The 23,063-nt window shown below is 56.4% G+C and carries 23 protein-coding genes; 7 read left to right on the plus strand and 16 right to left on the minus strand.

The genetic code is table 11. From position 1 onward, the window contains the following. Positions 1–15 precede the first annotated feature (15 nt). On the minus strand, positions 16–552 hold the full coding sequence (locus M8014_RS18515) for a YniB family protein (RefSeq protein WP_271283844.1): 537 nt from the start codon (positions 550–552) through the stop codon (positions 16–18). A gap of 135 nt (positions 553–687) precedes the next feature. On the opposite strand from M8014_RS18515, the gene hxpB reads away from it, so the two are divergent. The 4 genes from hxpB (at position 688) to M8014_RS18535 (ending at position 4,469) form a co-directional block, all read left to right on the plus strand. Next, a complete protein-coding gene (gene hxpB, locus M8014_RS18520) occupies positions 688–1,356 on the plus strand; it encodes a hexitol phosphatase HxpB (protein WP_271283845.1) in 669 nt (222 codons plus the stop codon). 145 nt (positions 1,357–1,501) lie between these two features. Further along, positions 1,502–2,263, plus strand: coding sequence for a 2-dehydro-3-deoxy-D-gluconate 5-dehydrogenase KduD (kduD, locus tag M8014_RS18525; protein ID WP_271283846.1), 762 nt, complete (start codon positions 1,502–1,504; stop codon positions 2,261–2,263). A 94-nt stretch (positions 2,264–2,357) separates the two neighbouring features. Continuing rightward, positions 2,358–2,948 (plus strand): metal-dependent hydrolase, encoded by a 591-nt coding sequence (locus M8014_RS18530; protein ID WP_271283847.1) that lies wholly within the window; start codon positions 2,358–2,360, stop codon positions 2,946–2,948. Positions 2,949–3,077: 129 nt separating this feature from the next. Further along, positions 3,078–4,469 (plus strand): L-cystine transporter, encoded by a 1,392-nt coding sequence (locus tag M8014_RS18535; RefSeq protein ID WP_271283848.1) that lies wholly within the window; start codon positions 3,078–3,080, stop codon positions 4,467–4,469. A 58-nt stretch (positions 4,470–4,527) separates the two neighbouring features. Here M8014_RS18535 and cedA read toward each other — a convergent pair whose 3' ends face one another. Then, positions 4,528–4,800, minus strand: a complete 273-nt coding sequence (gene cedA, locus M8014_RS18540; RefSeq protein WP_271283937.1) for a cell division activator CedA — start codon at positions 4,798–4,800, stop codon at positions 4,528–4,530. 180 nt (positions 4,801–4,980) lie between these two features. On the opposite strand from cedA, the gene katE reads away from it, so the two are divergent. Further along, positions 4,981–7,239: a catalase HPII gene (katE, locus tag M8014_RS18545; protein ID WP_271283849.1), complete on the plus strand. Its 2,259-nt coding sequence runs from the start codon at positions 4,981–4,983 to the stop codon at positions 7,237–7,239. 37 nt (positions 7,240–7,276) lie between these two features. Here the strand turns inward: katE and chbG are convergent, their stop codons facing one another. The 7 genes from chbG to osmE all read right to left on the minus strand — a co-directional run bounded on the left by chbG (position 7,277) and on the right by osmE (position 13,118). Then, positions 7,277–8,035: a chitin disaccharide deacetylase gene (gene chbG, locus M8014_RS18550; RefSeq protein WP_271283850.1), complete on the minus strand. Its 759-nt coding sequence runs from the start codon at positions 8,033–8,035 to the stop codon at positions 7,277–7,279. An 11-nt stretch (positions 8,036–8,046) separates the two neighbouring features. Then, positions 8,047–9,402 (minus strand): 6-phospho-beta-glucosidase, encoded by a 1,356-nt coding sequence (locus M8014_RS18555; protein WP_271283851.1) that lies wholly within the window; start codon positions 9,400–9,402, stop codon positions 8,047–8,049. Between the two features lie 102 nt (positions 9,403–9,504). Continuing rightward, on the minus strand, positions 9,505–10,323 hold the full coding sequence (gene chbR, locus M8014_RS18560) for a transcriptional regulator ChbR (protein WP_271283852.1): 819 nt from the start codon (positions 10,321–10,323) through the stop codon (positions 9,505–9,507). Between the two features lie 26 nt (positions 10,324–10,349). Further along, positions 10,350–10,697 (minus strand): PTS N,N'-diacetylchitobiose transporter subunit IIA, encoded by a 348-nt coding sequence (chbA, locus tag M8014_RS18565; protein WP_271283853.1) that lies wholly within the window; start codon positions 10,695–10,697, stop codon positions 10,350–10,352. A 46-nt stretch (positions 10,698–10,743) separates the two neighbouring features. Then, a complete protein-coding gene (chbC, locus tag M8014_RS18570; RefSeq protein WP_271283854.1) occupies positions 10,744–12,102 on the minus strand; it encodes a PTS N,N'-diacetylchitobiose transporter subunit IIC in 1,359 nt (452 codons plus the stop codon). 83 nt (positions 12,103–12,185) lie between these two features. After that, positions 12,186–12,503 (minus strand): PTS N,N'-diacetylchitobiose transporter subunit IIB, encoded by a 318-nt coding sequence (gene chbB, locus M8014_RS18575; RefSeq protein WP_271283855.1) that lies wholly within the window; start codon positions 12,501–12,503, stop codon positions 12,186–12,188. Positions 12,504–12,776: 273 nt separating this feature from the next. Then, positions 12,777–13,118, minus strand: coding sequence for an osmotically-inducible lipoprotein OsmE (osmE, locus tag M8014_RS18580; RefSeq protein WP_271283856.1), 342 nt, complete (start codon positions 13,116–13,118; stop codon positions 12,777–12,779). A gap of 236 nt (positions 13,119–13,354) precedes the next feature. Here osmE and nadE point away from each other — a divergent pair, with 236 nt between their 5' ends. Continuing rightward, the gene (gene nadE, locus M8014_RS18585) at positions 13,355–14,182 is read left to right on the plus strand and encodes an ammonia-dependent NAD(+) synthetase (protein ID WP_271283857.1); all 828 of its coding nucleotides are present in this window, start codon (positions 13,355–13,357) and stop codon (positions 14,180–14,182) included. An 85-nt stretch (positions 14,183–14,267) separates the two neighbouring features. Further along, positions 14,268–15,155, plus strand: a complete 888-nt coding sequence (gene cho / locus M8014_RS18590) for an excinuclease Cho (protein ID WP_271283858.1) — start codon at positions 14,268–14,270, stop codon at positions 15,153–15,155. Here cho and ves read toward each other — a convergent pair. The 7 genes from ves to astC form a co-directional block, all read right to left on the minus strand. Next, on the minus strand, positions 15,124–15,681 hold the full coding sequence (ves, locus tag M8014_RS18595; RefSeq protein WP_271283938.1) for an environmental stress-induced protein Ves: 558 nt from the start codon (positions 15,679–15,681) through the stop codon (positions 15,124–15,126). The genes cho and ves overlap by 32 nt on opposite strands. Before the next feature lie 299 nt (positions 15,682–15,980). After that, positions 15,981–16,472, minus strand: a complete 492-nt coding sequence (gene spy / locus M8014_RS18600; protein ID WP_271283859.1) for an ATP-independent periplasmic protein-refolding chaperone Spy — start codon at positions 16,470–16,472, stop codon at positions 15,981–15,983. Positions 16,473–16,807: 335 nt separating this feature from the next. Then, complete coding sequence (gene astE / locus M8014_RS18605; RefSeq protein WP_271283860.1) at positions 16,808–17,776, minus strand: succinylglutamate desuccinylase; 969 nt, start codon at positions 17,774–17,776, stop codon at positions 16,808–16,810. Positions 17,777–17,786: 10 nt separating this feature from the next. Then, positions 17,787–19,112, minus strand: coding sequence for an N-succinylarginine dihydrolase (gene astB, locus M8014_RS18610; protein ID WP_271283861.1), 1,326 nt, complete (start codon positions 19,110–19,112; stop codon positions 17,787–17,789). Next, positions 19,099–20,586, minus strand: a complete 1,488-nt coding sequence (astD, locus tag M8014_RS18615) for a succinylglutamate-semialdehyde dehydrogenase (RefSeq protein ID WP_271283862.1) — start codon at positions 20,584–20,586, stop codon at positions 19,099–19,101. The genes astB and astD overlap by 14 nt, the downstream gene beginning before the upstream one ends. Then, positions 20,583–21,617 (minus strand): arginine N-succinyltransferase, encoded by a 1,035-nt coding sequence (gene astA, locus M8014_RS18620; RefSeq protein WP_271283863.1) that lies wholly within the window; start codon positions 21,615–21,617, stop codon positions 20,583–20,585. The genes astD and astA overlap by 4 nt, the downstream gene beginning before the upstream one ends. Then, a complete protein-coding gene (gene astC, locus M8014_RS18625; RefSeq protein WP_271283864.1) occupies positions 21,614–22,834 on the minus strand; it encodes a succinylornithine/acetylornithine transaminase in 1,221 nt (406 codons plus the stop codon). Before astC ends, astA begins: the two co-directional genes overlap by 4 nt. Positions 22,835–23,063 lie beyond the last annotated feature (229 nt).

Genomic DNA, 23,063 nt, shown 5'->3' on the forward strand with positions numbered 1-23,063 from the left:
CCCGGCAACAGACGCTTACAGCAATCCGAGCAGGGAAAACAGAAAATACCCGGCGATGATCATCAGAACGGGCAGAACATACAGCGAGGAAATTTGCAGAAAAATCGTGTGCTTTGGTACCACGATGCGCGCTTCAAGTTGCTCGCGACTCAAGCCCTCTTCACCCTTCGCCTTCTCCAGAATCAGCTGATTTTCAATCCCTTCGCGCAGGAAGCGCGTCTGACGGCGCATACGGGCACCGGACGCCTGCAGCGCCAGCGCAATAAAGATCAGCGCATAAATAATCCAGAACGTGATATTCATCGCATGCTGAAAATCGGGCGTCGGCGAGTTGAACCAGAAAAAATTCAGAAACGGCGTATTAAAGCGCGCCATCTCGATCATGACGTGGGCAAAGTCCAGCATCACTGCATTAATCCCGGCCTGTTTTTCGCTGTGATCAAAGATGAATTTCAATACAGAAATAATCGTGGAGATCACCGCCGGGATAAAAATTATCCAGCCCGCGATTTGTTTCAGTAGCGCTACACGTCCAGCTTGTTGATATGTCATCGGTTCCTCATTAATCAGGATGCTTCCTTTGTGGCTAAGTCTACCTGCTGGTTATCATTTTCGCCCGCTCTTTACAGGTGATATGGTAAATTGCCGACATTACCCCTGCTAAAGACCAACTAAAGGAGAAGTTGCATGTCGACTCCGCGTCAAATTGTTGCTGCCATTTTTGATATGGATGGATTACTGATCGATTCCGAACCGCTGTGGGATCGTGCTGAACTGGATGTTATAGCAAGCCTGGGCGTGGACATCAGCCGCCGCAGTGAACTCCCGGATACGCTGGGCCTGCGCATTGATATGGTGGTAGAGCTGTGGTTCGCCCACCAGCCGTGGAACGGCCCGAGCCGCGAAGAGGTGACGGATCGCATCATCACCCGTGCGATTACGCTGGTTGAAGAGAACCGTCCGTTGCTCAAAGGCGCTCGTGAAGCTATTGCACTCTGCAAAGCACAAGGGCTGAAAATCGGCCTCGCCTCTGCCTCACCGCTGCATATGTTGGAACAAGTGCTAACCATGTTTGATCTGCGCGACAGCTTTGATGCGCTGGCCTCGGCCGAAAAATTGCCGTACAGCAAGCCGCACCCACAGGTGTATATGGATTGCGCAGCTAAGCTGGGCGTTGATCCAACCACCTGCGTCGCGCTGGAGGACTCTGTCAACGGCATGATCGCCAGCAAAGCCGCCCGCATGCGCTCGATTGTGGTTCCGGCAGAAGAAAACCAGCACGATGTCCGCTTCGCCCTGGCGGACGCTAAGCTGCACTCGCTGCAGGCGCTTACCGTCGCCCATCTGCGCGGGTAATTTTGGTTTGCGGGCAGTGCAATATTGCCCGCAAACATGATCCATTTAAAATTTTTGAAACATCATTTCATTTTTGTTTGAATTTATCCCGTACGACTTCTATGCTTACCTCAGAACGACAATAACCCTACATTCTGAGGTCGATATGATACTGGACGCCTTTAATCTTTCTGGAAAAGTTGCCATCGTAACCGGGTGTGATACCGGGCTGGGTCAGGGCATGGCGCTGGGTCTGGCCCAGGCTGGCTGCGACATCGTGAGCGTGAACCGTCGAATCCCCGAAGAGACCGCCGCTGGCGTCAAAGCGCTGGGACGTCGGTTTTTTGCCATCCGGGCCGACCTCAGTCAGCAAACGGCGATCGACAGCATTATCGGGCAGGCCGTCGCTGAAATGGGCCGGGTGGATATTCTGGTGAACAACGCGGGGACCATTCGTCGGGAAGATGCCCTGTCGTTCAGTGAAAAGGACTGGGATGACGTGATGAACCTGAATCTGAAATCGGTCTTTTTCCTGTCCCAGGCGGTGGCCCGTCAGTTTATTCAGCAGGGTCAGGGCGGCAAAATTATCAACATCGCCTCGATGCTCTCCTTCCAGGGTGGGATCCGCGTTCCCTCTTACACCGCGTCAAAAAGCGGCGTGCTGGGCATTACCCGTCTGCTGGCGAATGAGTGGGCCCAACATGGGATAAACGTTAACGCGATTGCACCGGGTTATATGGCGACCAACAATACCCAGCAGCTGCGCGATGACGAAGATCGCAGCAAAGCGATTCTCGAGCGCATTCCGGCGGGACGCTGGGGCACGCCGGACGATCTGCAGGGCCCGGCGGTATTTCTGGCCTCGTCGGCATCTGACTACATCAACGGCTATACCCTCGCCGTAGACGGTGGTTGGCTGGCGCGCTAACGCGGATTTGTGACAAAGAGTTACACCGTCACCTCTTCCGTCTACTGTATAAAATCCCTATACTGGATGAATTGACAGTTTAGTGGGTTTTATCATGACGGCGGAAGGTCATCTGCTCTTTTCTCTCGCCTGCGCAGTGTTTGCCAAAAACGCTGAGCTTACGCCTGTGCTGGCGCAAGGTGACTGGTGGCATATCGTGCCTTCGGCGGTCCTTACCTGTCTGCTGCCGGATATTGATCATCCAAAGTCGCTGCTTGGGCAACGGCTGAGCTGGATCTCAAAACCCATTGCCCGCGCCTGCGGCCATCGCGGCTTTACCCATAGCCTGCTGGCGGTATTTGCCGCCCTGACCCTCTTCTATTTAAAAGTGCCGGACAGCTGGCTGATCCCGGCCGATGCCATCCAGGGGATGGTGCTGGGGTACCTGAGCCATATTCTTGCCGACATGCTGACTCCGGCAGGCGTTCCGCTGTTGTGGCCCTGCCGCTGGCGTTTTCGTCTGCCGATCCTGCGGCCGCAAAAAGGCAACCAGCTGGAGCGCGCGCTGTGCATGGCGCTGTTCGCCTGGGCGGTGTGGATGCCGCAGACGCTGCCCGAAAATGGTGCAGTACGCTGGTCCTCGCACATGATTAATTCGCTGCAATTTCAGTTCAACCGCTTCATTCATCATCAGATTGAGCAGTAATCGGACAAACCTGGCTGATTTGGCATAAAACATTCCATTTGGATATAAGCGCGTTTTCGCACTTCTGATAACCTTGCGCCAACAGGATCGGACTCAATACCGATCTGATAATAAATCAGGAGAACGGGGATGAATTTTCCATTAATCGCGAACATTGTGGTGTTCGTGGCTTTGCTGTTGCTGCTGGCGCAGACGCGTCATAAGCAGTGGAGCCTGGCTAAAAAGGTGCTGGTCGGTCTGGCGATGGGCGTGGTCTTTGGCCTTGCGCTGCAGGCTATTTACGGCTCGAGCAATCCAGTACTGAAAGACTCTATCCAGTGGTTCAACATTGTCGGTAACGGCTATGTTCAGCTGCTGCAGATGATTGTCATGCCGCTGGTGTTTGCCTCGATTCTGAGTGCGGTGGCCCGTCTGCATAACGCCTCCCAGCTGGGTAAAATCAGTTTCCTGACCATTGGCACTCTGCTGTTTACCACGCTGATCTCCGCGTTGGTCGGCGTGCTGGTCACTAACCTGTTTGGCCTGACCGCAGAAGGTCTGGTGCAGGGCACTGCTGAAACGGCGCGTCTGACCGCCATTGAGACCAACTATGCCGGCAAAGTTGCGGACCTGTCCGTGCCGCAGATGGTGCTCTCCTTTATTCCGAAAAACCCGTTTGCTGAACTGACCGGTGCTAACCCGACGTCAATCATCAGCGTGGTGATTTTCGCTGCCTTCCTCGGTGTGGCCGCGCTGAAGCTGCTGAAAGACGATGCCCCGAAAGGCGAGCGCGTCCTGACCGCCATCGATACCCTGCAAAGCTGGGTCATGAAGCTGGTGCGTCTGGTCATGCAGCTGACCCCGTACGGCGTCCTGGCGCTGATGACCAAAGTGGTGGCCGGTTCCAACCTGCAGGACATCATTAAGCTGGGCAGCTTCGTGGTCGCCTCTTACCTCGGTCTGGGCATCATGTTTGTGGTTCACGGCATTCTGCTCGGCGCAAATGGCGTCAGCCCGCTGAAATTCTTCCGTAAAGTCTGGCCGGTACTGACCTTTGCCTTTACCAGCCGCTCCAGCGCAGCGTCTATTCCGCTGAACGTGGAAGCGCAGACCCGTCGTCTGGGCGTGCCGGAATCGATCGCCAGCTTCTCCGCCTCATTTGGCGCGACCATTGGTCAGAACGGCTGTGCGGGTCTCTACCCGGCAATGCTGGCGGTGATGGTGGCCCCAACGGTCGGGATTAACCCGCTGGATCCGGTGTGGATTGCCACTCTGGTCGGAATTGTGACCGTGAGCTCTGCCGGGGTAGCCGGTGTGGGTGGCGGTGCGACCTTCGCAGCACTGATTGTTCTGCCTGCGCTGGGCCTGCCGGTGACGCTGGTAGCGCTGCTGATCTCCGTTGAGCCGCTGATCGACATGGGCCGTACTGCCCTGAACGTGAGTGGTTCGATGACCGCAGGTACGCTGACCAGCCAGTGGCTGAAGCAGACTGACAAAACGGTTATGGACAGCGAAGAACATGCGGATCTCGCGCACCGTTAATCGCCCATAGCAGTAAAAAAAACCGCCTTCAGTGATGAAGGCGGTTTTTTATTGGCTGTTACTCATCAACCTCTTCTTCCTGGCGGACTTGCGCCGCCCAGCGCTGGGCCGACTCCGGTACGGTAAACGTCGGTGAACGGCGGAAACGCTCTCCCATCAGCACAAACGCAACATACTTGCCGCGCAGCAGCCAGACGTCACGAAACCCATCCAGCTTGGTGGCATGATCAGGTGGCGCGGGTTCTACACGGGGCCGATAACTAATAACAACACGATTTTGTTGGCGAAGAGGTTTCATAAGCGACGGGTTCACTAAAGCAAACTCAAAAATCAGTAAATTCCTATGATAGCGGATTGGACCACCAGAGTCGCGCCCTGCGTGCCTTGTACGGGGTAAGCGGCAGGAAGAAATCGGGGTCTCACCCGGCCGTCCCCCGCCATTGTTCTATAGTTATTGAGTTTTGACGCAATAACGACCGCGTTTCAGCAATGAAAACAGGAGACGAGTGCAATGTCGCAAAATGATAAGACCCATAATCCGCAGCAATCACCGGTTCATGATGATAATGAATCAAAACCCGGCCTGGACTCGCTGGCACCCGAGGATGGGTCACACCTGGCAACGCCAACCCCGACGCCTCCCGGACAGGAGCCGACGGCGCCGGGCAGCCTGAAGGCGCCGGACGTAAGCAATGAAAAGCTCACCTCGCTGGAGGATGTCCGCAAAGGCAGCGAAAACGTCCCGCTCACCACCAATCAGGGGGTGCGCATCGCCGACGATCAAAACTCGCTTCGCGCCGGATCACGCGGCCCGACCCTGCTGGAAGACTTTATCCTGCGCGAGAAGATCACCCATTTTGACCACGAGCGCATCCCGGAACGTATCGTCCACGCGCGCGGCTCGGCCGCCCACGGCTATTTTCAGCCTTATAAAAATCTGAGCGCGCTGACCAAAGCCGATTTCCTCTCCGACCCGGATAAGACCACTCCGGTTTTCGTGCGTTTTTCTACCGTACAGGGCGGTGCAGGTTCCGCCGATACGGTGCGGGACATCCGCGGGTTTGCCACCAAGTTTTATACCGAAGAGGGCATTTTTGACCTCGTCGGTAACAACACGCCAGTCTTCTTTATTCAGGATGCGCACAAGTTCCCGGATTTTGTCCATGCGGTAAAACCGGAGCCTCACTGGGCGATCCCGCAGGGCCAGAGTGCGCACGACACCTTCTGGGATTACGTCTCGCTCCAGCCGGAAACCCTGCATAACGTGATGTGGGCGATGTCTGACCGCGGGATTCCCCGCAGCTATCGCACCATGGAAGGCTTTGGCATTCACACCTTCCGGCTGATTAACGCCGACGGGAAAGCCACGTTTGTGCGTTTCCACTGGAAGCCGGTAGCAGGTAAAGCCTCACTGGTGTGGGATGAGTCGCAGAAGCTGACCGGGCGCGACCCGGATTTCCACCGCCGCGAGCTGTGGGAGGCCATCGAAGCGGGCGACTATCCGGAATATGAACTTGGCTTCCAGCTGATCCCGGAAGAGGACGAGTTCAAGTTTGATTTTGATATCCTCGACCCGACCAAGCTGATCCCCGAGGAGCTGGTACCGGTCCAGCTGGTGGGCAAAATGGTGCTCAACCGCAACCCGGATAACTTCTTTGCCGAGAACGAACAGGTCGCATTCCACCCAGGCCATATCGTCCCGGGGCTGGACTTCACCAACGATCCGCTGTTGCAGGGGCGTCTGTTCTCTTACACCGATACGCAAATCAGCCGCCTGGGGGGACCGAATTTCCACGAAATCCCGATTAACCGCCCTACCTGCCCGTACCATAACTTCCAGCGGGACGGGATGCACCGCATGGAGATCGACACCAATCCGGCAAACTATGAGCCGAATTCGATCAACGATAACTGGCCTCGCGAAACCCCACCCGGCCCGAAACGGGGTGGATTCGAATCGTATCAGGAGCGCGTGGAAGGGACTAAAATCCGCGAGCGCAGTCCCTCCTTCGGCGAGTACTACGCCCATCCGCGCCTGTTCTGGCAGAGCCAGACGCCCGTCGAGCAGGAGCATATTATTGGCGCGTTCAGCTTTGAATTAAGCAAAGTAGTGCGGGCCTATATTCGCGAGCGGGTGGTCGATCAGCTGGCGCATATTGATGTCACCCTCGCCCAGGGCGTGGCGGATAACTTAGGGCTCACCCTCAGCGACGAGCAGTGCAAGATTGCGCCGCCGAAAGCGGTCAACGGCGTGAAAAAAGATCCGTCGCTCAGCCTGTATGCCGTCCCCGGCGGCAGTATTAAAGGCCGGGTGGTGGCAGTGCTGCTGAACGACAGCGTCCGGGCCGCCGACGTGCTGGCGGCGCTAAAAGCGCTGAAAGCTAAAGGGGTACATGCCAAACTGCTCTTCTCGCGGATGGGCGACGTGAGCGCCGACGATGGCTCGGTGCTGCCGGTTGCCGCGACCTTTGCCGGATCGCCGTCGTTGACCGTAGATGCGGTGATCGTGCCGGGCGGCGACATCCAGAGTCTGCTCAGCAACGGTGATGCGGTCTATTACCTGCTGGAAGCCTACAAACACCTTAAGCCAATTGCGCTGGCTGGCGACGCCAGGCAGTTCAAAACCCGGCTTAATGTGGCCGATAAAGGCGAAGAAGGGATTGTCGAGGGTAATAGCGCCGATAAGGCGTTTATGGACGATCTGCTGTCACTTATGGCCGCGCACCGCGTCTGGTCGCGCAGCAGTAAAATCGCCAGCATTCCGGCGTAAAACAACCGGGTGGCGTAATCGCCACCCGGCATTTCTCTCAGAGATCCCTGAAGGTTCCCAGTCGATACCCGCGCTCGGCAATCGCATATTTCAGCGACGTCGAGGTCAGGACATCCACCTCCGCCAGCCGCGGCCAGCAGTAGGCGCTTTTGCGGATCGTATTATCGATAAAGGCCGGATGGGCCATCACCTCCAGCGATCGCTCCCCGTTTTGAACCGAACTGTCCAGCACGCTTAAAAACAGCGCCTCGCTGATCTCATCCCCATAGAAGCCGCTGCTGAAGCCCTCGGTAGAAGGCGGCAGTGTAACGTCCGTCTCACTGAGCACGCCTTCCTGGCGATCCACCCGCAGCGCGACCCCTTTCCGGCGGGCAAACTCGGCCACCAGCGGGAAGATCGCCGGGATCATATGCACGTGATGATGGCTGTCGATATGCGTCGGCTCGGAGCCAAACAGATCAACAAAGCGATTAAACTGGCAGTCCAGCTCGCGCGCAATCTCATCCAGCGGCAGCGTGCCCTGCTCTGCCATGCTCCAGATCCATTTCCCCAGTACGCCGTCTCGGGTCAGCCCAGGCATCGGCGTCAGCGGTATGCCGAGGGTCAGGACAAAGTGCATCCCGACGCCCAGCGCGGGCAGATCCCGGCTGAGCGCAACGGCATGCTCAATGGCGTCGCCATTGACCAGCGCAGTGGCCGAGGTCACGACGCCATGCCGACAGGCTTCCGCAATGCCGTAGTTTTGCCCCTTCGACAGACCAAAATCATCAGCATTGACGATCAGCAGATATTCCATAGCGATCCCTCTCAGTGCTGCTCGCTTTTCAGTTTATCGACCGTGGCCGCAAAGTTCGGCAGCCATTTTTCATGGGCCAGAATCAGCTCGCGTGCCAGCAGTTCTGCATCGCGATCGGACTGCACCAGCGGGCTGAGATTGAGCGCCAGCAGGACGTCGTTCAGCTCGCCGCTAAGCGCCGCATGGCTTGCCGCCACTTCAAAACCCTTGATGGTGTGGATCAGGCCCAGTACTTTGTCATCGAAGTGGGTCAGACGCGGATGCGGCTTCGCCCCATCGCGGCCCAGAATACAGGTCATCTCAACCGCCCAGTCTGCCGGGATGTTGTCAATGTGGCCGTGGTGCGGCACGTTGACGTAATGCTCGGCCTGCTTGTCATTGTAGATGGCGTTGATCACTTCGCAGGCCGCGTCGGAGTAATACGCTCCCCCGCGCTGCTCCAGCTCTTTCGGCTTGACGTTAAGGTCCGGATTTTTATACAACTCAAACAGCTGCTTCTCAACCTTCTGTACCACCTGCGCGCGGGCGCCGCCTTTGTAATACTCGCCCATCTCAATCGCCAGCATCTCTTTCAGCTTGAAGTAGTACAGCAGGTAGGAGCACGGCAGCAGGTTGAGCGAGCGGATCAACCCTTCACTAAACGGCAGGTCGAAGATGTTCTTCACCGAACTGGCTTTCAGGGTGCCACTGGCGACCCCATCCAGCAGTTCAGCAAAGCGTGACTGGCCGTTGACCAGCACGTCTTTGATAAAGACCATGTGGTTGAGGCCAAACAGGTCAATGGAGAGCTCGTCGTTGTCGGTCAGGGCCAGCACGTCACGAATAAACATCTTCATGCCAATCGGAATATTGCACACGCCGATAAAGCGTTTGAAGCCGGTGTGGCGATAGACCGCTTCAGTCACCATCCCGGCCGGGTTGGTAAAGTTGATCACCCACGCCTGCGGGCAGATCGCCTCCACATCTTTAATGATGTCGAATATCACCGGAATGGTGCGCAGCCCTTTGAACAGGCCGCCTGCGCCGTTGGTCTCCTGACCGAGGTAGCCGTGGCTAAGGGGAATGCGCTCATCCAGTTCACGGGCTTTAAGCTGACCCACGCGCAGCTGGGTGGTGACAAAGTCAGCATCTTTAAGCGCCTCGCGGCGATCCAGCGTTTTGTGCACGGTCATTGGCACGCCCGCTTTTTTTACCATCCGCTGGCAGAGGTCAAAAATAATATCGAGTTTTTCCTGCCCTTCTTTCACATCCACCAGCCATAATTCGCTGACCGGTAATTCATGATAGCGTTTGAGGAACCCTTCCAGTAATTCCGGGGTATAGCTGCTTCCGCCGCCGATGGTGACCACTTTCAGTTTCTTTTGCATAATATTCTCCCTGGGGAAACCGCACATTACGTATAGCGATCCCTTCCCATGTAATAAGGGCAAGCATGAAATCGATATTCCCGACGGCGTAACCGCCGGGCGTTAATTTATAACCGTCAGGTTTTTCCGGTAGCTGTTGGGTGTAAATGAGGTCAATTTTTTGAAGGTTTTAATAAACAGGCTCGGACTGCTATAACCGGATTCATAAGCAATATCCGTCACCGAATAGTTGGTGATCTCCAGCTGTTTCTTCGCAAAATTAATCCGTATTTCATTAATAATTTGCACCGGGGTTTTCTGGTAATAACGCTGGGTGGCGCGGGTCAGGTACTCCTGCGACTTACCGGACAACGCAACCATATTCTCCAGCGCATTTTCACCAAAGCGCAGCTTGTCGTGCATTCTTTCGACGGTAGTACGCAGCCACGGGGGGACATCGTCCGTCTCCAGCTGCTCTTCGCGATAATGGCGTAAGCGGTTGACGACGTAGAAGGTCACCGTCTCGATAAATTCATCAAACTCATTGTCGCGAAAGTTAAGCGAGGCAATAACGGTCTCTATCCAGGTCAGGAACTCGTTTTTAACGTGATACACCTGAGAAGCGACAAAGCAGAACGGCACCAGTGGGGAGTAGTGGGTCTCGAAAAAGCGCTTACTGACGCCCACATTCAGGATGCGGGTGGCGCCAAATTCGTACAGGCTCTGATGATGCGAGCCCAGCGGAATAAAAACAAAATCGCCCCGCTCCAGCAGCACGCGCTTGCCGTTGATCTCCTGGAAATAGCGGCCGGTCAGCACAATGGTGAACTCATAGTAGTCATGCTGATGCAGACCGCTGATGCTTTCCACCTTGTTGTAGATAAACACATGAAAATTTTTACCATTAAACAACTGCAGTTCCCGAGCGGTATTGATTTCCATCGCGCTGACCTCCTGCTAAGCCTGACTTATTGAATTTTCTCGTGAAGTTCGATGAGTTCCGCCACCAGCTCACGTGACAGCATCGAGGTCATCAGATGATCCTGCGCGTGCACCAGCACCAGGCTCACCTTCATTTTACCCTCACCTTGATCGCTTTCGATCAGTTTTGTTTGCACCAGATGCGCTTCGTTCAGCGCGGTGCGGGATTCAGCCATCATCGCTTTCGCGGCCTCGAAGTCACCCAACTTGGCCTTTTTCAGGGCAGCATACGCCAGGCTGCGCGCCTGCCCCGAGTTAATAATAAGACCCATCACCACTTCTTCCAGGTCGTTTTCGACAACGTCTTCTGCTACGGCATTTTCTAAATCAAACATCTCTTTCACTCCTGTGATGGCGCAGGTTGCCCTGCGCCGGGTGATATCAGAATTTCAGGGCCAGGGCGATCTCTTCTTCGCTCTGCTCTTCGTCAATCGTGGTCTGCGCTTTGTTGGCGATAACCACGAACGGCATGTACAGCAGGGTGGCTACGCCAAGGTTGAACATCGCCACCAGGAAGGCCGCTACGCTGCCGTTGGTGTTAAAGAAGGCGCCCAGACCGGCAGGCATTGTCCACGGGGCAATGTTGGTCACCGGTGGAATAATTCCCAGATAGTAGGCCGTCAGGGTAATGGCGGCCAGCAGCGGCTGCACCAGTACGAACGGGATAAACATCACCGGGTTCATGATAATCGGCAGGCCAAACAGGATGGGCTCGTTAATCTGGAAGATGCCTGACGGCAATGCCAGCTTCGCTACCTGACGGTGATCGGCACGACGGGAGGTGATAAACACCGCAATGATCAGGCCCAGCGTCGCCCCAGTACCACCCAGGAAGATGTAGGAGTCCAGCATCGGTTTCGCCCAGACGTGGAAGGTTTTACCCGCCGCCAGCGCCGCATCCACGGAGCCGTACTGCTGATAAAGTGCCACGTTTTCCAGCGCCCACGGGGTCATGATGCCGCTGTCCAGCGCGGCCAGCGCCAGAGAACCGTGTACACCAAAGAACCACAGCAGGGAGGTGAAGATAACGTATGCCCAGCCCACTACGCCGCCCATCGCCGCCAGCGGCGTGGAGATGGTGTCCATAATGATCTGGTGGAAGTTGGTGCCCCAATGCGACAGCGCCCAGGCCACAATCCCCATAATAGAGAGGATGATAAAGCCGGGGATCAACGCCGAGAACGAGCGTGACACCGACTCAGGTACGCTGTCAGGTAAGCGAATCACCCAATTGCGGCGAACAATGAAGGTAAACATCTCCGCCACGACCAGACCAATGACAATACCTGAGATAATGTTCGCCCCACCCAGCCAGTTCGCCCCTACCGCGTAGGCTTCACCCACGCTGTACGGCGTTACGGTCATAAAGGCAGCGACGGATAATAAACCGGCAGCCAGCGAGTCAACTTTACGCTCATCCGCCAGTGCCATCCCTATAAAGAAAGGGGCCATCAGCGACATAATACCCAGTGTACCGTTGTACACATTGCCGCCGATAGCCTTGAAACCATTTAGCGTTTCAATAGTCGAGGGATCTAAACGGATACCTAATGAGTAGAAAAAAGAACCATCACCGAAGCTCAGAAAAACGTTATTGATTAAAACGAACATTGCCCCCGCCAGGGTTAACGGCATAACCTTAATAAAACCGTTTTTAATAGCGTTGACATGCGGTTGCTTTCCTATTTTAACTGCAAAAGGAAGGAGTACCTTTTCAAGTGCACCAATGAATCCACTCATAGAATAATACCCTTAAATGCCGCAATAATATTGCGGCGTAAGTGTGTGTGAAATAGCTCTTTGACGGGAAAAATAAAAATAAATTAATTAGCAGCTTTTTTAATAGCCGCGACAGCAGCTTTAAGAACACCTAAACCATCAATTTTGCCGTACAGCGCAGAATCGATCACTTCAACCGGTTTATTCGGTAACAAACGCTGGATCTCAGGCAGCATATAGGCAATTTGCGGCCCCAGCAGAATCACATCAGCGCTGGTTCCTTTTTCGCCTGCCAGCGTTTCTGGAAATGCTTCAATCACAACGGGTACTTCGTATTTTTCAGCCTGCGCACGCATCTTTGACACCAGCAGTGACGTTGACATGCCCGCCGAGCAGAACAGATAGATATGTTTCTTTTCCATAGCGACTTCCCTCTTATATGCTCACCGCTTTCGCCGCGATCCCAGCGTGTTAACCGTGTCGGATTCATCGCTGGCGTATCTGATGGATTCAGTATACGGCAACCGATTTACCACGGATAATCTCTGATGATTTACAATTGTCTCTCATTGACCTGCGGTTATGACTCCCTTCACATTTTAGGCAAATAATTCGCGCAAAGAAATAAGATGAGAGGCGACGTAAAAAAACCGGCCAGGTGGCCGGTTTGTTTGTTTGCTCAGGAAAGCGTGTTATCAGGCTTTTGGCGCCTGCGGATCTGTATCGTATTCCGCACAGGTCTGGTAGCCGGAGTTAATCACGTGGCCTGTATCATCAAGGGCCACAAAGTAAGTTTGTGCTTTACCATCCCGTTGACCGAGGATGTAAGTCTGACAGGTGCCGCGAGCGTGAACCATCGTCACTTCGGATGACGGTTTCCCGGCAACCTGCATCACCTGGGCCCGGCTCATGCCTTTTTTAACGTCTTTCACGACGGGCTCTTTAAACTGATCGGTAGTACGATCGTAGGCGGTACACCCCGCCAGCAAAGTCAATACTGCCGCTGCACCCAACATTCCTGCTATATTCTTGTTCATAAACCGTCCTCTTGTTTTTCAGCGTGTTAAGTAAGCCTGGAATAGAAAATCACTTTTTTCAACTCCAGGCGTAACGGCGCAGGTTTTTCGGAAAATTCTAATCAAACAAAGATAAGCGGCTGAATCGACGGATTTCGCCTCACATAAAAATGTGATCCTTGTCGTTTCAGACCTGACGGGTTAGCTTTAACAGAACATTCATCAGGCAAATTTGCGTAAGTAAATGGAGGGGCTTAATGGCTCTGCAACAAGAGATTATTCAGGCGCTGGGTGTCAAACCCACCATCAATGCGGAAGAAGAGATCCGCCGCAGCGTCGATTTTTTGAAGTCCTATCTTCAAACCTACCCGTTTCTGAAATCCCTGATCCTCGGTATCAGCGGCGGCCAGGACTCCACCCTTGCCGGAAAGCTCTGCCAGCTGGCCATCACCGAGCTGCGTGAAGAGACCGGCAATGATGCGCTGCAGTTTATCGCCGTTCGCCTCCCCTACGGCGTGCAGGCCGACGAACAGGACTGCCAGGACGCTATCGGTTTTATTCAGCCGGATCGGGTGCTGACGGTCAATATCAAGAGTGCGGTCCTGGCCAGCGAGCAGGCGTTACGCGATGCGGGCATTGAGCTGAGTGATTTTGTGCGCGGCAACGAAAAAGCCCGCGAACGAATGAAAGCCCAGTACAGCATCGCCGGGATGACCAGTGGCGTGGTGGTTGGGACCGACCATGCGGCAGAAGCGCTGACCGGCTTCTTTACCAAGTACGGCGACGGCGGCACCGACATTAATCCGCTGTTCCGTCTGAACAAGCGTCAGGGTAAACAGCTGCTGGCCGCGCTGGGCTGTCCGGAGCATCTGTATAAGAAAGCGCCTACCGCCGATCTTGAAGACGATCGCCCTTCCCTGCCTGATGAAGCTGCGCTGGGGGTAACCTATGAAAACATTGATGATTATCTGGAAGGCAAAGTGCTGGATGAAGGCACCGGACGCATTATTGAAGGCTGGTATCTGAAAACCGAGCATAAACGTCGCCCACCCATTACGGTGTTCGACGATTTCTGGAAACGTTAATTTGACCGGGGCGACATCCGTCGCCTCTTTTTTAACCATCCCACAGCTGCTACACTGTATGCCTGAACAGTATCAGGAGTACGTTGTGAGCAGGCGTCAATCGGCACCGCGGCTTGAATTTGAAGCCGCCGCCATCTATGAATACCCCGAACATTTACGACCGTGGCTTGAAGCGCTGCCCAAACAGCCCGGCGTTTACTTTTTTCATGGCGACAGCGACGCCATGCCGCTGTACATCGGTAAAAGCGTCAATATTCGCAGCCGCGTACTCTCGCATCTGCGCACCCCGGACGAGGCCGCCATGCTGCGCCAGTCCCGACGCATCAGCTGGACGCAAACCGCCGGTGAGCTGGGTGCCTTACTGCTGGAGGCCCGCTTAATTAAGGAGCAGCAGCCGCTGTTCAATAAGCGTTTGCGCCGCAACCGCCAGCTCTGCTCATTGCACATCAGCGAGGGTAAACCGCAGGTGGTGTATGCCCGCGAGGTGGACTTTTCGCACACCGCTAACCTGTTTGGCCTTTTCGCCAACCGCCGGGCGGCGCTGCAAACCCTGCAGGCGCTGGCCGACGAGCGTCAGCTCTGCTATGGCCTGCTGGGACTGGAGTCGGTAAGTCGGGGCCGGGCCTGCTTCCGGTCAGCCCTGAAGCGCTGTGCCGGGGCCTGCTGCGGGAAAGAGAGCGTTGAAGATCATCAGCAACGTTTAGTTGAAGGGCTGCAGGCGATTGGCATTACCTGCTGGCCGTGGGACAGCGCCGTGGCGCTGAAAGAATCGCGCGCAGAGATGACCCATTTTCATATCATCCATAACTGGCTGTGGCTAGGCGCGGTAGAGTCCCTGGACCAGGCGGCGGAATTGCTCCGCACACCTTCTGGTTTTGACCAGGACGGCTATAAAATTCTCTGCAAGCCGCTGCTCACGGGTCACTACGACATTATCCCGCTCAGTGACCTGGCAGCCAAACGATCTCGCTGAACAACAGTTCGCCTTCCTCTTTCAGCAGCCGCAGCGTATGTTCACCTTCGTGCCAGTAAGCGCCCTGGTCGGCGGTGAGCAGCTTTTCACCCAGCTGCCACGCGCCGCTCAGGACAAACACCACGCCACCGCGCGAGGCAAACGTCGTAAAGGTGCGGTCCGCCACCCGGACCTTCGCCCGACAGCGATCCCGGCGGGTCATGATATTCAGATCCATCGACATCCGACCTTCTGTCAGCTGCGCTTTCACCGGCAGGTCACCGGCAAAGCTGAAGGGCTGATGACGCCTGAGCGTATGGTTAAAAGCGTGCCCGCCGTCCAGACTGACTTCCCCCCCTTCCAGCAGAGTGATCACCCGGTCAACGCCGGGAAATGTCGCAAACTCGCCGTTGCTGGCGATGGACGCAATACTGGCACGCCAGTTAAAGTCCCGGGTAGCAGGAGGAAAACAACATATTTCTCGCGTCTCGCCTGCACCGTTGCGCCAGAGGTTGACCGGCATTTTGCGAATATCAAAGAACTCCATTATTACTCCTGAAGGACGCAACACGCGCCAGAGCGGCTCGCGCAGGGCGAGTCGCTTTTCGATTGTTATCATTAGGTCACTACAGATGCATTATCGGCAGGTGTGCAGAAAGGCCTTAGTATGATGACGAATAAAAATCGCTAACGTCATAACTATTAAACACATTCAGAAAACCGACTACAGGAGAATACCGCGCTGGCGGCGGCTGACAAGAGGGGTTCAAAGAAAAAACCGCCGGACCTGTCCACAGCGATTTCGCTTTCGTGAACAGGATCCGGCGGTCTTAAATGTTTAACGGCTTATTCAGCAGGTGCGTCCATTTTACCGTCCGGCGCATGACGTTCTGTCAGACGCTTCTCAAAATTGGCATTAAACTGCTTTTTCTGCTCAGGGGTCAGAATGTTGTAAATCTTATTCTGGGTTTCCATGTGCGCCAGCATGCGGGTTTTATGCTGCTCGGCCATCTTCTCGACCTGCGCCTGGGCTTTCGCTTTATCGAAGCTGTCGCTGGCAACAATGTCATGCATTGCGCGGCGCTCTTCCAGCGGCGGACGTTTCATCTGGTCGCGCTGGGCTTTCATGATGTCGCGAACCTGCTGTTTCTGCGCATCGGTCAGGTTCAGGTCTTTAAACATCATGTCGTGATGCATACCCGGCTTACCTTTGTGATGCATCGTTTTGCTTTCGGTCGGTGCGGCGGTGGTCGTGGTGGCGGTATCTGCGGCGAACGCCGCGCTGGTAGCGCCCAGAGCCAGGGTAGAGGCAACAAACAGTGCAGTTAATTTACGCATAATTTTGTCCTTCCTTTCAGTTATTATTCGGCGCTATGCCGTGTTGACGGGATTAACTTTACGGGGTTTATCGTCAATAAGTCAGAGCAACGGTAAAACAATGAAAGTGTAAAAAACACTTTATCGCCAAATATGGAGAAAATAAGGAAAAAGCGTGGAGAGTTGCAACAAAAATATTCAAGACAATGATTTTAAAGAGATTATTAAGGAGTATACCGGCAAGACGATTAATAATAAAGCAAACCACCAGGAATAATCTGCAATAAAACGATAGACGCAAGAAATGGTTGGCAAAATAAACAACCCCGGCCGTTACGCGTACCGGGGTCGAATAATCAAAAGATGACTTTTTCCAGCATCAGCCCGGCTCGCAGGCCAAACGCAACGCCGGGGTTAGGAAACAGGACATACTCCGTCTGCTTTTGCACTTCATAGCGATCTTCACCGTCTTCCGCCAGCAATACGCCCTGGCGAAACGGGGTGAAGTTCAGCGTATGGGCCGCCATATGCAGGCGAAAGGCCTCGCTACGCCGGGTGATCTGCTGCACCACCCGATAGCGCTCGACGGTTCCGGTGTGCGCCTGCGGTGCTTCCCCGCCCAGCAGCGCACGCAGCGCCTGGTGTGTGGCGGCAAAGCGCGTCAGGTCGTTATGACCAAACGGCAGCGCTTTTCCCAGCTCCAGGGTACAGGCCAGCGCACCAAAGCGTTCGCAGCAAAAATGAGTGAACGTCCCGCCCGGTGTCTGGTGGAACACCAGCGCCTCCAGCCCGGCATCTCCCAGCCACTGCAAAAACGGCTCATCCCACGGTTGGCTGCGCTGCGGCAGTACGCCAAAGCGCTCATGGTATGAGGCGCGGATCGCGGTATGCAGATCGAGATGCCAACGCTCATCGCTGACCTGCTGATAAAACGCCGTGACGGTCTCTTCCAGCAACGTAGCCCGCGCCGTCTCCGCGCAGGCCGGGAACTGTGCCCCGCGCCCGCCGAACAGGCGATTGAGATCGCAGGTCAGGTAGCGTTTGTTGGCCGCCAGCGCCGGGGGGTTGCCGAGGATAATCAGCACCCGACAGCGCAGAGTCAGCTCGCCGCGAAACAGCGACCCGACCAGCCGATCAACGATCTCGACCGGGGCGGTTTCATTGCCGTGGATCCCGGTGGAGAGCACCAGTGAACGTGTGCTCGCCACCTCCGGGGTCAGTTCCAGCACACCCGCTGCATGCCAGTGCCACTGAAATGAAGGGCCTGCGCCTTCGCGCTGGACCGGTGTCGCCTCCGCCAGGGTCAGCGCCAGTAAGTTTTCCATCGCGCCTCCTTTATTGCTGGAACGGGTAGACCGATCCCAACTGCAGGATCCGGGTCAGGTGATCCAGTGCCTCGCGTCCTTCGCGCAGCAGCTGCGGATCGATCAGATCGGCCTGGGTCAGGCGATCGCGATAGTAACGATCCACCCAATCGTTCAGCGCAGTAAACAGGGTATCGTTCATCATCACCGCCGGGTTCACCGCCCGCTGCTCTTCTGCTGTCAGCACCACGCGCAGACGCAGGCACGCCGGGCCGCCGCCGTTTGCCATACTCTCGCGCAGATCGAACACCCGCAGCTCGCTGATTGGGTTATCGTCCGCCACCAGCCCGCGGAGATAGCGCCAGACACCCGGGTGATCCTGCGACTCCTGCGGCAAGACCAGCATCATGCTGCCGTCGTCCCGACTCAGCAGTTGGCTGTTAAACAGATAGGTTGCCACCGCGTCGTCAACCGAAACCGCCCCGGTTGGTACCTGGATGGGGGTAAAGCCGGGCACCCGCACGGCCAGCGTCTGGAACAATGCCTGCTGGCCGACGAACGCCTGCTCATGGCAAAACAGCACCTGGCGGTTCGATACAGCGATGACGTCGTTATGAAACACGCCTTTATCGATCACCTGCGGGTTCTGCTGGGCAAACAGGATCTGCCCCGGATTAACCTGATTAAGCCGCGCAACCGCCTGGCTCGCAGCCAGAGTCTGGCGTGCCGGATAGCGGGCTGGTGCGGCATGAACCCCTTCATCACGGCCATACACAAACAGCTGCAGGCCCGGCTCGCCGTAGTCCCCACCGAGGCGGTTATGGTTGGCGGCCCCTTCGTCGCCGAACATCGCCACCTGCGGGAGCGCGGTATGTACGCTAAAGCGCCGCTCATCGCGGAAAATCGCCCGCAACACCTGTTCGGTGGTCACTGCTTCGCTGGCACGGTGAAATTTGTTATTCAGGTTGGCGACCGTCAGATGCACTTTGCCATCCAGCGTATCGGCCGAGGGCGCCACGGTCGCGGCATTAGCCACCCACATCGACGAGGCCGAACTGGCGGCGGAGAGCAGCTGCGGCACCTGCGTTCCGGCTTTTTCCACCACCTGCTCGTCAGTGCCGGTAAAACCCAGCTGGCGCAGCACGCCGACGTTAGGCCGCTCCTGCGGCGGGATCACCGCCTGAGGAAAGCCCGCATCCGCCAGCGCCTTCATTTTTAACAGACCCTGTTTCGCCGCCAGCTTCGGGTTAGAAACCTGAAAACGGTGTCTGGTGGAGGCCTCATTACCAAACGACAGCCCGGCATAGTGGTGCGTTAACCCCACCAGCCCGTCAAAGTTCACTTCACGCGCTTTCATGGCGCTTCCCCCGTACGCAATCGAGGCCCGGACTCAACTGTTCCGGCAGCACAATGGCCGGGGTTTCAAGGCTCGCCATCGGCCAGGCACAGTAGTCCGCCGCATACCAGGCGCTGGCGCGATGGTTACCGGATGCGCCTACGCCACCAAACGGTGCCGTGCTGGCCGCACCGGTCAGCGGTTTGTTCCAGTTAACGATCCCGGCCCGCGCTTCCAGCAGCAGCTGGTCGAAGCGCTCACGATCTGGCGAAATCAACCCGCACGACAGGCCGTAGCGGGTGCCGTTAGCCATCGCAATGGCCTGCTCAAAATCGTCATAGCGCCAGACACAGAGCAGCGGGCCAAAGGTCTCTTCGTCCGGTATGTCATCCACGCCGGTCATCTCCACAATCCCCGGGGTCAGCAGCGAGGTACCTGCTTTCACCAGACGCGGATCGAGCAGCGACTGGCCGCCGCGGGCCACATGCTCGCGCCAGACGTGATAGACATTTTTTGCCGCCTGCTCTGAAATCAGTCCGCCGATAAACGGCTGATCGCTGTCATCCCATGCGCCAGGCAGCAGATGGGCACTTACCTCGACCAGCCGGGCGAGAAACGCATCGCCCTCTGCGCCGCGCTTCACCAGCAGGCGACGCGCGCAGGTGCAGCGCTGTCCGGCGGTAATAAAGGCCGACTGAATCGTCAGATGCACCGCCGCATCGATGTCGGCCGGATCGTCAACAATCAGCGCATTATTGCCGCCCATCTCCAGCGCCAGAATTTTTTCTGGCTGACCGGCCAGCTGGCGATGCAGCTGATACCCGGTCCCGGCGCTGCCGGTAAACAGCAGCCCGTCGATATCGGCCAACGCACTCAGCGCCTGCCCGGTTTCGCGCCCGCCCTGCAGCAGATTGAGGACGCCCGGCGGCAGCCCGGCCTGCTCCCACAGTTTCACCACCGCCTCACCGCTCCACGGCGTCAGCTCACTCGGTTTGAATATCACCGTGTTGCCCGCCAGCAGCGCCGGCACGATGTGGCCGTTCGGCAGATGGCCGGGGAAGTTATACGGCCCGAAGACCGCCAGCACGCCGTGCGGGCGATGGCGCAGGGTGGCCGCACCGTCGGCCATCTCGGTATGCTGCTCGCCGGTACGGGTGTGATACGCCTTTACTGAAATGGCAATTTTATTGATCATCGCCGTGATTTCGGTTGCGGCCTCCCAGCGGGGTTTGCCGGTTTCCCGGGCGATAATGGCGGTCAGCTCCTGCTTGTTGGCTTCCAGCAGGGCAGCAAATTTCTCCACAACCGTCTGACGAGCGGTAAACGGCAGTCGGGCCCAGCCCGGGAACGCGCTGCGTGCCGCGCGACAGGCCTGTTCAACCTGCGCGGGACTGGCGTCCGCCCCTTGCCAGAGCACCTCCAGCCCTACCGGATTGTGTTTCGTCCGCGCCTCACCTTCGCCCGTTACCCAGTCACCGTTAATCCATAAGTTCATACCGTTTTCTCCTCGGGGCACAGGCGTACCATGCGAATACGATCGCCTGCGCTGCATTTCAGGGCATCCAGTTGCGCGGGGGTCAGCACCAGACGTTCACAATCAGGGTCCACGCGGATCAACGTGGCGCGGAAATGGTCATACTGTTCATTGGCGACCAGGCAGGCTGGCCATTCGCCCGGGGCGGGCTGGCCTTCAGCCACCTCCACCAGACGGCTTTTGCGGATCGCCCGCACCCGGTCGATATCGCACTCCAGCGTTGGGCCGCCGTCGAAAATGTCGACATAGTTGCGGTAGCGAAAGCCCTCTTTCTCCAGCACTGCGCGCGCCGGGGCGGTTTGCGGATGGACTTCGCCAATGACCGCCTGCGCTTCCTCGCTCAGAAAGTGGGTATAGATCGGGTGTTTGGGCATAAGTTCGGCAATAAAGGCTTTCTGTCCGGTACCACATAGATAGTCGGCGTGGCTGAACTCCATTGAGAAGAAGCGCTCTCCGAGGCTTTCCCAGAACGGGGAGAAGCCGGTTTCGTCAATTACGCCGCGCATCTCGGCCACCACTTTGTCGTTAAAACGATCGCGAAAAGCGGCCATAAAGAGAAAGCGGGATTTCGACAGCAGGTAGCCGTTGCCCTCTTTACGCCACTCCGGGTCAAGAAACAGGGTGCACAGCTCGCTGCTGCCGGTGTGATCGTTACTGAGAAACAGGGTCGGCAGCGCGTTATAGACGTTCAGCTCTTTCGAGGCGTGCACCAGGGTACCGACGCGGTAGTTGTACCAGGGATCGTTAAGCCCCACCGCCACTTCGATGGCGCAGATCCCCGCCACGGTGCCGGTGTCGGACTCTTCTAATACAAACACATAACCTTGTTCGCCTTTCGGCAGCGTCCCTTGCCAGGTTTGCAGGGCGCGCTCAATGCGCGCTGAAAGTGTCTGTTCATCGACGGGAAGCGAGGTCAGCCCGCCTCCTGTTTTACCAGCAAGCTGCATGAGGGCGGGAAGATCCCCGCGCTCAACGGGACGGATGACCATCATGATGACACCCCGGATTTCACCTGTTCGCAGGCCAGCGCAAAGCGATCTAACCCGGTCTGGACCTCTTCTTCGCTTACGATCAGCGCAGGCGCAAACCGCACCACGTTAGCCCCGGCGATCAATACCATCACGCCCGCTTTTGCCGCTTCCTGTGAAATAAGTTTAGCTTTTCCGGCGAATTCGTCCGTAAGAACGCAGCCAATCAGCAGGCCCAGACCGCGAATTTCTTTGAACAGGCCGGTTTTGCTGTTGATGGCGTCCAGACGCTCGACAAACCAGTCATGGCGCTGCTTCACGCCGTTAAGCACTTCCGGAGTGTTGATGATATCCAGTACCTGACCTGCGACCGCCGACGCCAGCGGGTTGCCGCCGTAGGTGGTGCCGTGGGTGCCGACGGTCATTACCCGGGCGAATTTGTCGGTGGTCAGCATCGCCCCCACCGGGAAGCCGCCGCCGAGCGCTTTAGCGGTAGAGAGCACGTCCGGGGTCACGCCGTAGTGCATATAGGCGTACAGCTCGCCGGTGCGCCCCACGCCGGTTTGCACTTCATCAAAAATCAGCACCGCGTTGTGGCGATCGCACAGCTCGCGCAGCCCCTGCAGGAAGGTAATATCAGCCGGCAGCACGCCGCCCTCGCCCTGCATTGGCTCGACGATCACCGCGCAGGTGGTGTCGTCAATCAACTCGCTGGCGGACTGCAAATCGTTAAATACCGCATGGCGAATATCCGGCGGCAGCGGGGCAAAGTCCTGCGAATAAGCAGGCTGACCGCCTGCGCTGACGGTAAACAGCGTGCGGCCGTGGAAGGCATTCTTGAAGGCGACAATCCCGCTCTTCTGGATGCCAAAGTTGTCATGGGCGTACTTACGCGCCAGCTTCAGCGCCGCTTCGTTGGCTTCGGCCCCGGAGTTACAGAAGAACACTTTTTCGGCAAAGGTGGCGTCAATCAGGCGTTTAGCCAGGCGCAGGACCGGCTCGTTGGTGAAGCCGTTACCGGTATGCCAGAACTTCGCTGCCTGGTCATTCAGCGCCTGACGCAGCGCCGGATGGGCATGGCCCAGCGCGTTGACCGCAATTCCCCCGGCAAAGTCGATGTACTCTTTACCCTGCTGATCCCACAGGCGTGAGCCCTCTCCCCGAACCGGAATAAAAGCCGCCGGGGCGTAAACCGGCATCATCCATTCATCAAAGTTTTCACGCGTAATTGACAGAGACATAGCGACCTCATCCGGGTAAACAAAAGGTTGATTAAATGTTAAATATTTATGTGTTTGCGCTGTAAATGTAGATTGCAGCGATCGTGCCAGCCAGCGGAAAAAATGCATAAACGAGGTGTGGAGCAGAAATATCAACAGGTTACGACATGGAGTTATTCACTGTTATTGCATAAAAAGTGAATATTTTTGCAGCAAGCGCGGCTTTACCGGAGGAAAAACAGAAATATTA

Origin of the sequence: Silvania hatchlandensis (assembly GCF_025564065.1) — a bacterium.
GTDB classification, from domain to species: Bacteria; Pseudomonadota; Gammaproteobacteria; order Enterobacterales; family Enterobacteriaceae; genus Enterobacter; species Enterobacter hatchlandensis.

Bases quoted from the DNA above. Each gene is read 5' to 3' on its own strand.
- katE (WP_271283849.1), top strand. From the start codon at position 4,981: ATGTCGCAAAATGATAAGACCCATAATCCGCAGCAATCACCGGTTCAT.
- chbR (WP_271283852.1), bottom strand. From the start codon at position 10,323: ATGGAAATCAATACCGCTCGGGAACTGCAGTTGTTTAATGGTAAAAAT.
- chbC (WP_271283854.1), bottom strand. From the start codon at position 12,102: ATGAGTGGATTCATTGGTGCACTTGAAAAGGTACTCCTTCCTTTTGCA.
- hxpB (WP_271283845.1), top strand. From the start codon at position 688: ATGTCGACTCCGCGTCAAATTGTTGCTGCCATTTTTGATATGGATGGA.
- kduD (WP_271283846.1), top strand. From the start codon at position 1,502: ATGATACTGGACGCCTTTAATCTTTCTGGAAAAGTTGCCATCGTAACC.
- M8014_RS18530 (WP_271283847.1), top strand. From the start codon at position 2,358: ATGACGGCGGAAGGTCATCTGCTCTTTTCTCTCGCCTGCGCAGTGTTT.
- M8014_RS18535 (WP_271283848.1), top strand. From the start codon at position 3,078: ATGAATTTTCCATTAATCGCGAACATTGTGGTGTTCGTGGCTTTGCTG.
- astC (WP_271283864.1), bottom strand. From the start codon at position 22,834: ATGTCTCTGTCAATTACGCGTGAAAACTTTGATGAATGGATGATGCCG.
- osmE (WP_271283856.1), bottom strand. From the start codon at position 13,118: ATGAACAAGAATATAGCAGGAATGTTGGGTGCAGCGGCAGTATTGACT.
- astE (WP_271283860.1), bottom strand. From the start codon at position 17,776: ATGGAAAACTTACTGGCGCTGACCCTGGCGGAGGCGACACCGGTCCAG.
- astA (WP_271283863.1), bottom strand. From the start codon at position 21,617: ATGATGGTCATCCGTCCCGTTGAGCGCGGGGATCTTCCCGCCCTCATG.
- astB (WP_271283861.1), bottom strand. From the start codon at position 19,112: ATGAAAGCGCGTGAAGTGAACTTTGACGGGCTGGTGGGGTTAACGCAC.
- nadE (WP_271283857.1), top strand. From the start codon at position 13,355: ATGGCTCTGCAACAAGAGATTATTCAGGCGCTGGGTGTCAAACCCACC.
- chbA (WP_271283853.1), bottom strand. From the start codon at position 10,697: ATGTTTGATTTAGAAAATGCCGTAGCAGAAGACGTTGTCGAAAACGAC.
- chbG (WP_271283850.1), bottom strand. From the start codon at position 8,035: ATGGAATATCTGCTGATCGTCAATGCTGATGATTTTGGTCTGTCGAAG.
- ves (WP_271283938.1), bottom strand. From the start codon at position 15,681: ATGGAGTTCTTTGATATTCGCAAAATGCCGGTCAACCTCTGGCGCAAC.
- chbB (WP_271283855.1), bottom strand. From the start codon at position 12,503: ATGGAAAAGAAACATATCTATCTGTTCTGCTCGGCGGGCATGTCAACG.
- M8014_RS18515 (WP_271283844.1), bottom strand. From the start codon at position 552: ATGACATATCAACAAGCTGGACGTGTAGCGCTACTGAAACAAATCGCG.
- astD (WP_271283862.1), bottom strand. From the start codon at position 20,586: ATGAACTTATGGATTAACGGTGACTGGGTAACGGGCGAAGGTGAGGCG.
- M8014_RS18555 (WP_271283851.1), bottom strand. From the start codon at position 9,402: ATGCAAAAGAAACTGAAAGTGGTCACCATCGGCGGCGGAAGCAGCTAT.
- spy (WP_271283859.1), bottom strand. From the start codon at position 16,472: ATGCGTAAATTAACTGCACTGTTTGTTGCCTCTACCCTGGCTCTGGGC.